Consider the following 13,925-nt stretch of genomic DNA (forward strand, 5'->3'; position numbering starts at 1 on the left):
GCGGCGGGCCGTGTCGGTCTCGGACGCGGCCGTGCGGGACGCGGTGTGTTCGGGTGCGGTGGGGTCCGGCATGGATGGTGGGTCCAATGATTGTATGAACGTAATCGTTATCACTGTACAACCATTCCGGGCGGGTGTGCCCGCCGGGTACGGGACAATGGACCCCATGACCGCTGACACCACCCTCGCCCCGGCCGCGCCCGGTGCCCTGCGGATCGGCCCGCACACCGTGTGGCCGCCCGTCGTGCTCGCGCCCATGGCCGGTATCACCAACGCGCCCTTCCGCACGCTGTGCCGGGAGTCCAGCGGCGGCAAGGGCCTGTTCGTCAGCGAGATGATCACCACCCGCGCGCTGGTCGAGCGCAATGACAAGACGATGCAGCTCATCCACTTCGACGCGACGGAGACACCGCGCTCCATCCAGCTCTACGGCGTCGACCCGGCGACCGTCGGCAAGGCCGTGCGGATGATCGTCGACGAGGACCTCGCCGACCACATCGACCTCAACTTCGGCTGCCCCGTCCCCAAGGTCACCCGCAAGGGCGGCGGCTCCGCGCTCCCGTACAAGCGCCCGCTGCTGCGGGCCATCCTGCGCGAGGCCGTCGGCAACGCCGGTGAGCTGCCCGTCACCATCAAGATGCGCAAGGGCATCGACGACGACCACCTCACCTACCTCGACGCCGGGCGGATCGCCGTCGAGGAGGGCGTCACCGCGGTCGCCCTGCACGGCCGCACCGCCGCGCAGCACTACGGCGGCACCGCCGACTGGGACGCCATCGCGCGCCTCAAGGAGCACGTGCCCGAGATCCCGGTACTCGGCAACGGCGACATCTGGTGCGCGGAGGACGCGCTGCGGATGATGCGGGCCACCGGCTGCGACGGCGTCGTCGTCGGCCGCGGCTGCCTCGGCCGCCCCTGGCTCTTCGGCGACCTCGTCGCCGCCTTCGAGACACCGGACGCGCCGCCCGCCGCCTTCGGCTTCGCCCAGGTCGCCGCCGTCATGCGGCGGCACGCCGAACTGCTCGGCCGGTGGCTCGGCGACGAGGCCCGCGGTGTCATCGACTTCCGCAAGCACGTGCCCTGGTACACCAAGGGCTTCGCGGTGGGCTCCGACGCCCGCCGCGCCCTCGCCTCCGCGTCCTCGCTGGCGGAGATGGACGAGCAGTTCGCGGGCCTCGACCTCGACCAGCCCTGGCCCGCGGGCGCGGACGGCCCCCGCGGCCGTACGGCCCCCGGCAAGCGCGTGGTCCTCCCCGACGGGTGGCTGGACGACCCCTTCACGTGCGACGCCCTCTCCGAGGACGCGGAATCCTCCACCTCGGGCGGCTGAGCGTACGGCTGCGCCGCTGAGCGAGCGTTTCTGGGGCCGCGTGGGGGCACCTGTGCGCGTGCCCCACGGCGTGTTCCGCGGGTCCGAACAGTGAGACCCGCGAGGGTGATTCCGCTCACAAGGCGAGTGATCGTGCTCAAACGAGCGCCCAGGTGAGCGCATCACCTCTCGAATGGTGAGCCCGTCGGCCCCCCGGCAATCGTGCAGAGGGTCACGCCAACCGTCACCCTCAGCCACCGCGGCCCGCGAGTGGCTCGCGCAGCGGAGCGGTGGCTTTGGGTTGTGAACGCGGGGTGAAGCCCCGTCGAAGCGGCGAGGACTTTCGATGTGAACGCAGACGGGGGTTTACACCCGTGTGTCGTACGGATGGACGCACTGCGGAGCCTTCGAGATGGGTACGCTCCCCGCCGTCAGGGCAACCCGTTGCGAGGAGTCGAGGCCCAGTGTCGGCACGGCAGAAGCAGCAGAAATTCGTCTACGACTTCACCGAGGGCAACAAGGACCTCAAGGACCTGCTCGGCGGGAAAGGTGCGAACCTCGCCGAGATGACCAACCTCGGGCTCCCGGTCCCTCCCGGGTTCACGATCACCACCGAGGCGTGCCGGGTCTATCTGGAGTCCGGCGCGGAGCCGTCCGCGCTGCGCGTCGAGGTGAGTGCGCACCTCGACGCGCTGGAGCAGCGGATGGGCAAGAAGCTCGGCCAGGCCGACGACCCGCTGCTGGTGTCGGTCCGCTCCGGGGCCAAGTTCTCGATGCCCGGGATGATGGACACCGTCCTCAACATCGGGCTGTCGGACGCGTCCGTCGCGGGTCTGGCCGCCCAGGCGGACAACGAGCGCTTCGCGTGGGACTCCTACCGCCGCCTGGTGCAGATGTTCGGCAAGACCGTCATGGACGTGGACGGCGAGCTGTTCGAGGAGGCGCTCGACGCGGCCAAGCGCGCGAAGGGCGCGGCCAGCGACCTCGACCTGGACGCCGCCGACCTGCGGCAGCTCGTCGCCGACTTCCAGCACATCGTGAAGCAGGAGACCGGCCGGGACTTCCCGCAGGACCCGCGCGAGCAGATGGACCTCGCCGTCCGCGCGGTGTTCGCGTCCTGGAACGGCGAACGGGCCAAGCTCTACCGCCGCCAGGAGCGCATCCCCGGCGACCTGGGCACCGCCGTGACCGTCTGCTCCATGGTGTTCGGCAACCTCGGCCCGGACTCCGGCACCGGCGTGGCCTTCACCCGCGACCCGGCCAGCGGCGCGCAGGGCACGTACGGCGACTACCTGCAGAACGCGCAGGGCGAGGACGTCGTCGCCGGCATCCGCAACACCGTGCCGCTCGCCCAGCTGGAGACGATCGACAAGACGTCGTACGACCGGCTCATGGCGATCATGCAGACGCTGGAGGAGCACTACAAGGACCTGTGCGACATCGAGTTCACCATCGAGCGCGGGCAGCTGTGGATGCTCCAGACCCGGGTCGGCAAGCGGACGGCCGCGGCCGCCTTCCGGATCGCGACACAGCTCGTCGACCAGGGCGTCATCGACGAGGCGGAGGCGCTGCGCCGGGTCACCGGGGGGCAGCTGGCGCAGCTGATGTTCCCGCAGTTCGACGGCGAGGTCGCCGACAGCGGCGACGTGCGGCGGATCGGCTGGGGCATCGCGGCCTCGCCCGGCGCGGCGGTCGGCAAGGCCGTCTTCGACTCCTACACCGCGGTGAAGTGGTCCCGCTCGGGTGAGCAGGTCATCCTCATCCGCCGGGAGACCAACCCGGACGACCTCAACGGCATGATCGCCGCCGAGGGTATCCTCACCTCCCGCGGCGGCAAGACCTCGCACGCGGCCGTGGTCGCGCGCGGCATGGGCAAGACGTGCGTGTGCGGCGCGGAGGAGCTGGAGGTCGACACCAAGCGGCGGCGGCTGACCGCGCCGGGCGGTGTGGTGATAGAGGAGGGCGACCTCATCTCGATCGACGGCTCGTCCGGCAAGGTCTACCTCGGCGAGGTGCCCGTCGTGCCCTCGCCGGTCGTCGAGTACTTCGAGGGCCGCATGCACGCCGGGGCCGACGAGGCCGACGGGCTGGTGCAGGCGGTGCACCGGATCATGGCGTACGCCGACCGGATCCGTAAGCTCCAGGTGCGGGCCAACGCCGACAACGCCGAGGACGCCTCGCGGGCCCGGCGGTTCGGGGCGCAGGGCATCGGGCTGTGCCGCACCGAGCACATGTTCCTCGGTGAACGCCGGGAAATGGTCGAGCGGTTGGTGCTCGCCGACACCGACGCCGAACGCGACGAGGCACTGGCCTCCCTGCTGCCGCTCCAGAAGGCCGACTTCATCGAGCTGTTCGAGGCGATGGACGGACTGCCCGTCACCGTACGGCTGCTGGACCCGCCGCTGCACGAGTTCCTGCCCGACATCACGGAGTTGTCGGTACGCGTCGCCCTCGCCGAATCCCGCAAGGACGCCAACGAGAACGACCTGCGGCTGCTCCAGGCCGTCCACAAACTGCACGAGCAGAACCCGATGCTGGGCCTGCGCGGGGTACGCCTCGGGCTCGTCATCCCGGGCCTGTTCGCGATGCAGGTGCGGGCCATCGCGGAGGCCGTCGCGCACCGCAAGGCCGCCAAGGGCGACCCGCGCGCCGAGGTCATGATCCCGCTGGTCGGCACGGTGCAGGAGCTGGAGATCGTCCGCGAGGAGGCCGACCACGTCATCGCCGAGGTCGAGGCGGCCACCGGCACGCGGCTCAAACTCGCCATCGGCACGATGATCGAGCTGCCGCGCGCCGCCCTGACCGCGGGACAGATCGCGGAGGCCGCGGAGTTCTTCTCCTTCGGCACCAACGACCTCACCCAGACCGTGTGGGGCTTCTCCCGCGACGACGTCGAGGCGTCCTTCTTCACCGCCTACCTGGAGAAGGGCATCTTCGGCGTCTCCCCGTTCGAGACGATCGACCGCGACGGCGTCGGCTCCCTCGTCCGCAGCGCCGCCGAAGCGGGCCGGGCCACCCGCCCCGGACTCAAACTCGGCATCTGCGGCGAACACGGCGGCGACCCGGAGTCCGTCCACTTCTTCCACCAGGTCGGCCTGGACTACGTCTCCTGCTCCCCCTTCCGCATCCCCGTCGCCCGACTGGAGGCCGCCCGCGCCACCACCCTGACCCCCTGACCGGGCCGGCCCGTGGGCCCACCGCCGGCGGCCCCACGCCCTGGGGGCCAACCCTCACCGACCGGTGCCCCACCACCCGGCCCACCCCGCCGGGGACGGCACATCGTGCGGACGTGCCGTCCCCGGCTTTTCCCTTGCCGGGGGCTCATGGGGCTCAGCGGGCGGAGCAGACCGCCCATACGCACGTGCCCACGCCGGTGCGGGGCGAGGGCGGACACGCGGCCTACGACGGCTCGTCCGACAGGGCGTCCTCGTAGGCGGTGAGGGTGCGGATGAAGAGGGTGCGTTCCGGTGGGGTCAGGGGGGTGAGGGCGGTGCGCCAGGCGGTGGCGCCGCGGGCGAGCCAGGTGTCGATCGCGGGGCGGTGGGCGGGGGCGATCGTGACGATGGTGCGGCGGCGGTCGGCGGGGTCGGGGGTGCGGTCGAGGATGCCCTGGCGGCCGAGGTCGCTGACCATCAGGCTCACCGTGGCGGGGGCGACTTCGAGCCGGGAGGCCAGTTCGTTGACGGTCAGGGGGCCGTCGAAGAGCAGGTAGGAGAAGAGGGAGAGGTGGCGGGGGGCGAGGGAGAAGCCGCTCAGCTCCGCCGGGACCTTGATCCGCTTGGCCCGGCCCACCATCCGCGGCATGAGCAGCAGCAGACTGCGGATGCCGTCCTCGACGCTGATGCCGACGTCACCGGCGGTCCGCCCGGCGCCGTCGGGGGTCGTATCGGGGGGCTGGGCGCCGTCCGCGGTTGACATACGTCTCTCCTGCCTTTTAGCTTTGCGCTCAAAGTTTCTTTGCTTGCAAAGCAAAGTTGTACTGGACGGTCGAGCTTATCGGAGGGGTCTGTCATGGCCGATTGGAACGCGTCGATCATCGCCGAGTTCCGCGCCGGCGGAGGGCGCGTCGGCGGCATGTTCGAGGGTGCGGACCTCGTCCTGCTCACCACGACGGGGGCGCGCAGCGGCGAACGGCGCACCTCGCCGCTCGGCGTCGCCCGGGAGGACGGGCGGCTGCTGGTCTTCGGCTCCAACGCCGGCGGCGACCGGCACCCGGACTGGTACCGCAACCTGCTCGTCCATCCGCGCGCCGAGGTCGAGACGGCGGACGGGCGCGGGGGAGTGCGCACCCTCGCGGTGCGGGCCGAGGTGCTTCAGGGGGCCGAACGGGACGCCGCCTACGCGCGGCAGGCGGCCCGCGTCCCGGCGTACGGCGACTACCAGCGGGGGACCGCGCGGGTCATCCCCGTGGTGGCGCTGCACCCCCTGGACCTCACCACACCCGACCCGGCGCGCGACCGGGCCATCGCCACCCAGCTGCTGACCGTCCACGCGCAGATGCGGGAGCAGCTGGCGCGGCTGCGCGACGGGCGGGACGCGGACGCCGGGGCGGACCTGGCCGCGCACTGCCTGGCCTTCTGCGAGGCGCTCGGCATGCACCACGCCGCCGAGGACGCCGTCCTCCCCGCCTTCGACGAGGGCTACCCGCACCTCGCCCCCGTCCTGGCCCGGCTGCGCGCCGAGCACCGGGAGGTGGCCCAGGAGCTGGCCGGACTGCGGAGCGCGGCGGGCGAGGGCGCGGACCTGGCGGCGCGGCTGGACGCCCTCGCGGTGCGTATGGAGGAGCACTTCGCGTACGAGGAGGAGCACCTCATCCCCGTCCTCACCGGGCAGGGGTCCGGGGACGAGGGCTGAACGGGACGCTGGTACGGACCTCTTTCCGGCTGCCCCGCCCAGGATTTCCGAAGCTTTCGGCTGCCCATTCGAATCTTTTGGTGCCCCCGGTGGGAATCAGGTGTGACACGGTGCGGACGGGCCCCATCCCGCCGGGCTACGATCCCTCCCATGAGTGCCACGATTCCCCAGCCCTCGCGCGATGACCAGTCGGGAGCCACCGGCGAGGGCACGGCGACGCTCGCCGAGATCGCCCGCGCCGCCGGGGTCTCGGCTCCGACTGTTTCGAAGGTCCTCAACGGCCGAGGTGACGTCGCCCCCGCGACCCGCAGCCGGGTCGAGGACCTGCTGCGGCAGCACGGCTACCAGCGCCGCCGCGGCAGCATGCAGCCCGCCCCGCTGCTCGACCTGGTCTTCCACGAGCTGGACAGCTCCTGGGCGATGGAGGTCATCCGGGGAGTGGAACGCGTCGCGGGCCAGGAGAGCCTGAGCGTGGTGCTCTCGGAGTCGGCGGGCCGCCTCAGCCCCGGCCAGACATGGGTGGACGGCGTGCTCGCGCGCCGCCCCACCGGCGTCATCCTGGTGCTCTCCGGGCTCGACCCGGCCCAGCGCTCGCAGCTCATCAGCCGCGACATACCGTTCGTGGTCCTCGACCCGGCCGGTGACCCCGGCGAGGACGTGCCCGCGATCGGCGCGACCAACTGGCAGGGCGGCCTCGCCGCGACCCGCCACCTGCTCGACCTCGGCCACACCCGGATCGGCGTGCTCGGCGGACCCGCCGGCATGATGTGCAGCCGCGCCCGCATCGACGGCTACCGGGCCGCGCTGGAGACCGCGGGCGTCCGCTTCGACCCCGGCCTGGTCGTCCCGGGCAACTTCCACCAGGAGGCCGGTTACGAGGCGGGCCTGGAGCTGCTGCGCCGCCCCGACCGCCCCACCGCCGTCTTCACCGGCAACGACCTCCAGGCGGTCGGCCTGTACGAGGCCGCGCGCGAACTGGGCCTGTCGATCCCGCGCGACCTGAGCGTGGTCGGCTTCGACGACCTGCCGCTGGCCACCTGGATCAGCCCGCCGCTGACCACCGTGCGGCAGCCGCTCACGGAGATGGCCGAGGCCGCCGCCCGGCTCGTCCTCGACCTCAGCCGCGGCCGCGAGCCCAGCACCCTGCGAGTGGACCTGGCGACCCGGCTGGTCGAGCGCAGCAGCACCGCGGCCCCGGCCGGGGCCGTCCCCGGGCAGGCCGACGGAGCGGCCAACTGACGGCGGCCGCGCGGGACTTCACCCGCCGTACGCGTGTACGGCCGCGACGCGCCGGGCGGCCCGGGACCTGTTGACGCCCTCCGGTGCCGACCGTAATCTCACCGCGCGGATCGGGATCGGCCCGAAAATTTCGGAACATCCCGTTCCGCACCCCGTATCCCTGTACCCCAGCACGCGCACAGACTGCCTGATCCAATCCCCCACTTGGAGAGAGGTACCGATTCCCCATGCCTTCGAAGCGAGTGCTGCGGTCCGCCGCGGGCGGATCCGCCGTGGCGCTGCTCGCGGCGGCCGCCGCGTGTGCGGCCGTCGCGATGCCGGCCGCGTACGCCGACGTCCCGCCCGTCTCCGCGCCGACGTCGGCGCCGACGTCGGCCCCTGTGACGCCGCCGACCACCCCGACCGTCCCGACCACCCCGCCCGGCACGGTCCCGCCGACCACCCCCACCGGGCCCGTGACGCCGACTCCTCCGCCGCCGGGGTCCACCTGCGCGGTCCACTACCGGGCCCAGCAGTGGCGTACCGGCTTTGCCGCCACCGTCACCCTGACCACCACCGGCCAGGCCAACGGCTGGCTCGTCACGTGGGACCAGCCGTCCGGCACCCAGAGCGTCACGCACGCCTGGAACGCCACCGTCACCAAGTCCGGCGCCACCTACGCGGCCCGCAACCTCGACGGCAACGCGGTGATCCCGCGCGGCGGCGGCACCGTGACCTTCGGGTTCACCGCCACCTGGTCCGGCGCGAACCCGGCGCCGACCGGCTTCGTCTTCAACGGCCTGGCCTGCACGTCCCGTTGACGCGCCACCGGCCCGCCGTACGGGGCCGTGGTCAGCTCACCCGCACCGGGTAACTGGCCACGGCCACCGCGTCGTCGTCCAGGCACCGCCCGTCCGCGAGGTCGAAGCGCTGCTTGAGCAGCGGCGAGGCGACGTACGGGCGGCCGTCCGCCGAGCCGAGCAGCCCGTGGCTGAGCACCGACGCGCCGGTGAAGGGATCGACGTTGCCGATCGCGTAGAGGCGCCCGGCGCGGTCGCGGAAGAGCGCGGCCTGCCGCCCGTCGGGCAGCAGCGCGGCCACTCCGCGGCCGGGTTGCAGAGCCTGCGCCGGGCAGACGGCGAACCAGCCCTGGGCGGTGCGCAGTTCGACGGTGCCGCAGGGCGCGGCGGCGGGCAGTGCGGACGTGAGGTCGGTCGTGGCGGTCATGCGGTCACCGTTTCCGTGAGGCTCAGGAGCACAGGCTCGGGCTTGATCTGGCCGCGCTCGGGGACGAAGCGGACCGTGGGGTCGGGGGTGTCCGGGGCGTTGACGAAGGACACGAAGCGGCTCAGCCGCTCCGGGTCGTTGATGGTGTCGGCCCACTCGTCGCGGTAACCGGCGACGTGCGCGGCCATCAGCGCCTCCAGCTCGTCGCAGATGCCCAGCGAGTCGTGCACGACGACGTCGCGTACGTGGTCCAGGCCGCCGGGGATGCGCTCCAGCCACACGCTGGTGCGCTCCAGCCGGTCGGCGGTGCGGATGTAGAACATCAGGAAGCGGTCGACGAGCCGGACGAGTTCGGCGTCCGACAGGTCCTGCGCCAGCAGGTCGGCGTGCCGCGGGGTGGCGCCGCCGTTGCCGCCGACGTACAGATTCCAGCCGTTCGCGGTCGCGATGACCCCGAAGTCCTTGCTCTGCGCCTCCGCGCACTCGCGCGCACAGCCCGACACCGCCGACTTGAGCTTGTGCGGCGAGCGCAGGCCCCGGTAGCGCAGCTCCAGGTCGATCGCCATCCGCACGCTGTCCTGCACGCCGTAGCGGCACCACGTCTGCCCGACGCAGGACTTCACCGTCCGCAGCGCCTTGCCGTACGCGTGGCCCGACTCGAAGCCCGCGTCCACCAGCCGGGCCCAGATCAGCGGGAGCTGCTCGACCCGTGCGCCGAAGAGGTCGATCCGCTGGCCGCCGGTGATCTTCGTGTAGAGGCCGAAGTCGCGGGCCACCTCGCCGATCACGATGAGCTTGTCGGGGGTGATCTCACCGCCGGGGATGCGCGGCACGATCGAATAGGAGCCGTTCTTCTGCATGTTGGCGAGGAAGTGGTCGTTGGTGTCCTGCAACGCCGCCTGCTCGCCCTCCAGGACGTGCACGCTCGCCCCGACCGTGGGCGCCAGCGACGCCAGGATCGAGGCGACGGCCGGCTTGCACGTCTCGCAGCCCTCGCCGCCGCGCGCACCCTCCCGCCCGTGCCCGTCGAGCAGTTCGCGGTAGGAGGAGATCCGCAGCGCCAGCACGATCTCGTACAGCTCGGCGCGGGTCTGCGCGAAGTGCGGGCACAGGCCCTTGTCGACCGCGACGCCGGACGCCTCCAGCTCGGCGTCCACCAGCTGGCCCAGCACCTTCAGGCAACTGCCGCAGTTCGTACCGGCCTTGGTGCACTTCTTCACCTCCGGCACACCCGTGCAGGAGTGGTCGGTGACGGCCGAGCGGATCGCGCCCTTGGTGACGTTGTTGCAGCTGCACACGACCGCCTCGTCCGGCAGCGCGGCCGGTCCCAGCGCGACCGGGGCGCCCGCGCCCGCCGGGACCACCAGGTGCTCGGGCGCCACCGGCGGCACCGAGCCGGTCAGCGGCCGCAGCACCCCGTACGACTCGACGTCGCCGACCAGGACGCCGCCCAGCAGCGTGCCGTCCTCGGCCACCACGAGCTTGCGGTAGACGCCGGATCGGGCGTCGGAGTAGCGGACGTCGAGGCAGCCCGGCGTGGCGCCGTGCGCGTCGCCGAAGCTCGCGACGTCCACGCCGAGCAGCTTCAGCTTCGTCGACAGGTCCGCGCCGGTGAAGGCACCGGCGGCGCCCGCGATGGTCCGCGCGGCCGTCTCCGCCATCTCGTTGCCGGGCGCGACCAGCCCGTACACCCGCCCGTCCGCCGCGAGCGCGCACTCGCCGATCGCGAAGACCGCCGGGTCCGCGGGCGTACGGCACTGCTCGTCGACCACGATCCCGCCGCGCTCGCCGACCGGCAGCCCGCACTCCCGCGCCAGGTCGTCGCGCGGCCGCACGCCCGCCGAGAACACCACCATGCCGACCGGGAGTTCGGAGCCGTCGGACAGTTCCATGCCCGCCACCCGGCCCGCCCCGCCGACGGTGACACGCTGCGTGCCGACCCCCGTGTGCACGCTCACCCCCAGGCCCTCGACGCGGCGCCGCAGCGCGTCCCCGCCGCCCTCGTCCACCTGCACCGGCATCAGCCGCGGCGCGAACTCCACGACGTGCGTGTCCAGTCCGAGCCCCTTGAGCGCGCCCGCCGCCTCCAGGCCCAGCAGCCCGCCGCCGACGACGGCGCCGCTCGTCACGCCCTGCGCGTACGCCTCGATCGCCAGCAGGTCGTCGATCGTGCGGTAGACGAAGCAGCCCGCCGCGTCCTTGCCGGGGACGGGCGGCACGAACGGGTACGAGCCGGTCGCCAGCACCAGCGTGTCGTAGCGCACCACCAGCCCCGAACGGGCCTTCACCGTACGCGAGTCGCGGTCCACGGCCACCGCCGGATCGCCCACGTGCAGCTCGATGCCGTGCCGCGCCATGAAGCCGTCCTCGACCATCGACAGGTCCTCCGGGCGCGCGCCCTCGGAGAAGTACGACGTCAGGTGGACGCGGTCGTACGCCGGGCGGGACTCCTCGCACAGCACGACGACCCGCGCCCACCGCGTCACGCCCCGGTCCGCGAGCGCCTCCAGGAAACGCTGGCCGACCATGCCGTGGCCGACGAGCACGATCGTGGTGTCCGGTGTGTCCGCGGTAGCGGGAGTGGCAGCCATGGTCAGAACCTTCCGTCGTCGCCCGTGCCACCACGGTGGGCCGCGGCTGTTACCCACCCGGATCCCCGCCATTACCCGAAGGGAACGGTGCGCTCATCCGCTCTCCGCGGCGGCTGTGAGCGGGTGAGGGAGGGTGCGGGCGGGGTGCGGGCAGGACCCGTACGGCGCTGACCGGATCGTTCCGCCACCGGTCATGATCGTGTCTGGCGGCGGCGCTCCCCGGCGGCAGAGGATCGAGCCATGACACACACCGACACCGTGCCCACCGCCCTCCTCGTCATCGATGTCCAGGAGTCCTTCCGGCAGCGCGAGAGCTGGCAGGCCGCCTCCGACCCCGACGTGGCCGCCAAGGTCGCCGCGCTCGTCGACCACGCCCGCGGGCGCGGCCACCTCGTCGTGTGGGTGCTGCACGCCGAGCCCGGCACCGGCACCGTCTTCGACCCCGCGGGCGGCCACGTCCGGCTCATCGACGGCCTCGACCCCCGGGACGGCGAACCGCTGCTCACCAAGACCGCGCACAACGCCTTCACCACCACCAACCTCCAGCAGATCCTCACCGAACGCGGCATCCGCGCCCTCGTCACCTGCGGCATCCGCACCGAGCAGTGCGTCGAGACCACCACCCGGCTCGCCTCCGACCTCGGCTACGACGTCACCTTCGTCACCGACGCCACCGCCACCGAGCCGATCGAGCACCGCGACGCGCCCGCCGGACGGCCCCTCGCCGAGGTGCTCGCCGATCCGCGTACGCTGCTGCCCGCGGACGTCATCGCCCGCACCGAGTACGCGCTCGCCGGACGGTTCGCCACCGTGACGACCCTCAAGGAGCTGACCGGATCGTGACCCGGGTGGTCTTCCTGCTCGTACCGCAGCTGCACCTGCTCGACCTCGCCGGGCCCGCGCAGGTCTTCTCCACCGCCGCCGACCACGGACTCGGCCACACCCTGCACTACGCGGCCGAACAGGAAGACGTCCCCACCGCGCAGGGGGTCGTGCTGCGCGCCGACCCCCTGCTGCCCGCGCTCACCCGGGACGACCTCGTCGTCGTCCCCGGCTGGCGCTCGCACGGCCTGCGCGACAACGGCGACCTCACCCCCGCCACCCTGCGCTGGCTGCACGCCCACCACGCCGCGGGCGGCACCGTCGCCAGCATCTGCGCCGGAGCCGACGCGCTCGGCCGCGCCGGACTCCTCGACGGCCACCGCTGCACCACCCACCACGACCTCCAGGACGAACTCGCCCGCCGCTACCCGCGCGCCCACGTCGTCCGCGACGTGCTGTACGTCGTGGACGGGCGCGTCGTCACCTCCGCCGGGATCGCCAGCGGCATCGACCTCGCGCTGCACCTCGTCGCCGTGCGGCACGGACCGGGCGCCGCCGCGCGCGTCGCCCGGCAGATGGTCGTCTACGCCCGGCGCAACGGCGACGACCAGCAGGCGAGCGCGATGCTGCGGCACCGCGGGCACGTCAGCGACGCGGTGCACCGCGTCCAGGACGTCCTGGACGCGCGCTTCACCGCCCGGCTCGCGCTCGCCGACCTCGCCGCCGCCGCAGGCCTCAGCGAACGCACCCTCACCCGCCGCTTCACCGCCGCGACCGGGCTCACCCCGCTGCGCTACCAGCAGGAGCTGCGCATCGAACGCGCCGAGCACCTCATCGCGCGCGGCGCCACCGTCGAATCCGCCGCCCGCTCCGTCGGCTTCCAGGACGCCCGCATGCTCCGCCGCCTGCGCTCGCGTACGGCGGAGTGAGCGCGCTGGCGCTCCGGGCCGGGTGCCGCCGACTTTCGCGCACCGGGGCGCAACCCGGAGGGCGAAAGCGACGTCAGGAGGGGTGAGGGGGTACCGGATGGGGCTCAGGGCGTGGGCGCGGGGGCTGCGGACACGGAAGGGGCAGCGGCGCTTCGTGCAGGCCGCCGCGGGCTTGTGCACGGTCGCACTGCTTCCCGCCGTGTGGGTGCAGCTCGCGGGCAGCGGGCGGGTGCGGGATCTCGCGGACGTGCCGTCCGCCCCCGTGGGCGTCGTGTTCGGCGCGGGCCTGACCCCGGCGGGCCACCCCTCGCCGTACCTCGCGCACCGGCTGGACACCGCCCTCGCGCTCTACCGGGCGGGCAAGGTGCGGGTGCTGCTGGTCACGGGCGACAACAGCCGTACGACGTACGACGAGCCGGGCGCCATGCGGACGTACCTGGTGGGGCACGGCGTGCCCGCGTCCCGCGTCGTCGTGGACGACGCCGGTTTCGACACCTGGGATTCGTGCAGCCGCGCGAGACGCGTCTTCGGGGTCGAGCGGGCGATCCTGGTGAGCCAGGACTTCCACATCCGGCGGGCCCTCGCACTGTGCGAGGCGGCGGGACTGACCGTGTACGGCGTCGGTGTCGACGAGCCGCACGACAGGACGTGGTACGCGGGCGGCGCCCGCGAGCTGTTCGCCGCGGGCAAGGCGGCGGTGGACGCGACCCTGCACCCTTCCCCGCGCTTCCTCGGCCCGAAGGAGCCGGGTGTGACGCGGGCCCTGGAGGCCCCGGCCGGGTGACCCGGCGGGGCCCGCGGGACTTTCACGGCGGTGAAAGTTCTACGCGCGTTGCGACACCCTCGCACGCCCGCCGCGCGCAGTGTGGTCAAGACCTCTGCTGGTTGTCCGCAACCCCTTTACGTCACAGGACACTTCATGTCTCACTCATGACGCGTTCACAACAACGCCACGTCCGCGGTCGACGATCCGCA

11 protein-coding genes are annotated in these 13,925 nt (G+C 72.9%); 8 read left to right on the top strand and 3 right to left on the bottom strand.

Annotated features, from left to right (window positions below):
- The first annotated feature begins 166 nt into the window (after positions 1–166).
- Together dusB and ppdK are read left to right on the top strand one after the other, a co-directional pair.
- Positions 167–1,330: a tRNA dihydrouridine synthase DusB gene (dusB, locus tag ACH4PY_RS16360; protein ID WP_398181972.1), complete on the top strand. Its 1,164-nt coding sequence runs from the start codon at positions 167–169 to the stop codon at positions 1,328–1,330.
- A 443-nt stretch (positions 1,331–1,773) separates the two neighbouring features.
- On the top strand, positions 1,774–4,485 hold the full coding sequence (gene ppdK / locus ACH4PY_RS16365) for a pyruvate, phosphate dikinase (RefSeq protein ID WP_398181975.1): 2,712 nt from the start codon (positions 1,774–1,776) through the stop codon (positions 4,483–4,485).
- Positions 4,486–4,708: 223 nt separating this feature from the next.
- Here ppdK and ACH4PY_RS16370 read toward each other — a convergent pair whose 3' ends face one another.
- On the bottom strand, positions 4,709–5,113 hold the full coding sequence (locus tag ACH4PY_RS16370) for a MarR family winged helix-turn-helix transcriptional regulator (RefSeq protein ID WP_398182165.1): 405 nt from the start codon (positions 5,111–5,113) through the stop codon (positions 4,709–4,711).
- A 207-nt stretch (positions 5,114–5,320) separates the two neighbouring features.
- Between ACH4PY_RS16370 and ACH4PY_RS16375 the strand changes: the two genes are divergently transcribed.
- The 3 genes from ACH4PY_RS16375 to ACH4PY_RS16385 all read left to right on the top strand — a co-directional run bounded on the left by ACH4PY_RS16375 (position 5,321) and on the right by ACH4PY_RS16385 (position 8,202).
- On the top strand, positions 5,321–6,163 hold the full coding sequence (locus tag ACH4PY_RS16375; protein ID WP_398181979.1) for a nitroreductase/quinone reductase family protein: 843 nt from the start codon (positions 5,321–5,323) through the stop codon (positions 6,161–6,163).
- Between the two features lie 150 nt (positions 6,164–6,313).
- A complete protein-coding gene (locus ACH4PY_RS16380; RefSeq protein WP_398181982.1) occupies positions 6,314–7,402 on the top strand; it encodes a LacI family DNA-binding transcriptional regulator in 1,089 nt (362 codons plus the stop codon).
- A 227-nt stretch (positions 7,403–7,629) separates the two neighbouring features.
- Positions 7,630–8,202, top strand: coding sequence for a cellulose binding domain-containing protein (locus ACH4PY_RS16385; RefSeq protein ID WP_398181985.1), 573 nt, complete (start codon positions 7,630–7,632; stop codon positions 8,200–8,202).
- 31 nt (positions 8,203–8,233) lie between these two features.
- On the opposite strand, the gene nirD is transcribed toward ACH4PY_RS16385, so the two are convergent.
- Complete coding sequence (gene nirD, locus ACH4PY_RS16390) at positions 8,234–8,608, bottom strand: nitrite reductase small subunit NirD (protein ID WP_398181988.1); 375 nt, start codon at positions 8,606–8,608, stop codon at positions 8,234–8,236.
- Positions 8,605–11,199, bottom strand: coding sequence for a nitrite reductase large subunit NirB (gene nirB, locus ACH4PY_RS16395; RefSeq protein WP_398181991.1), 2,595 nt, complete (start codon positions 11,197–11,199; stop codon positions 8,605–8,607). The genes nirD and nirB overlap by 4 nt, the downstream gene beginning before the upstream one ends.
- A 240-nt stretch (positions 11,200–11,439) precedes the next feature.
- Here nirB and ACH4PY_RS16400 point away from each other — a divergent pair, with 240 nt between their 5' ends.
- The 3 genes from ACH4PY_RS16400 (at position 11,440) to ACH4PY_RS16410 (ending at position 13,734) form a co-directional block, all read left to right on the top strand.
- On the top strand, positions 11,440–12,042 hold the full coding sequence (locus ACH4PY_RS16400; RefSeq protein WP_398181994.1) for a cysteine hydrolase family protein: 603 nt from the start codon (positions 11,440–11,442) through the stop codon (positions 12,040–12,042).
- Positions 12,039–12,950 carry a GlxA family transcriptional regulator gene (locus tag ACH4PY_RS16405; protein ID WP_398181996.1) on the top strand — a complete coding sequence of 304 codons (912 nt, stop codon included), beginning with the start codon at positions 12,039–12,041 and terminating at the stop codon, positions 12,948–12,950. Before ACH4PY_RS16400 ends, ACH4PY_RS16405 begins: the two co-directional genes overlap by 4 nt.
- Before the next feature lie 97 nt (positions 12,951–13,047).
- Entirely contained in the window at positions 13,048–13,734 is a 687-nt protein-coding gene (locus ACH4PY_RS16410; protein ID WP_398181998.1) for a vancomycin high temperature exclusion protein, read from the top strand.
- Positions 13,735–13,925: the final 191 nt, after the last annotated feature.

The organism is Streptomyces sp. NPDC021224 (assembly GCF_044332905.1).
Lineage (GTDB): Bacteria > Actinomycetota > Actinomycetes > Streptomycetales > Streptomycetaceae > Actinacidiphila.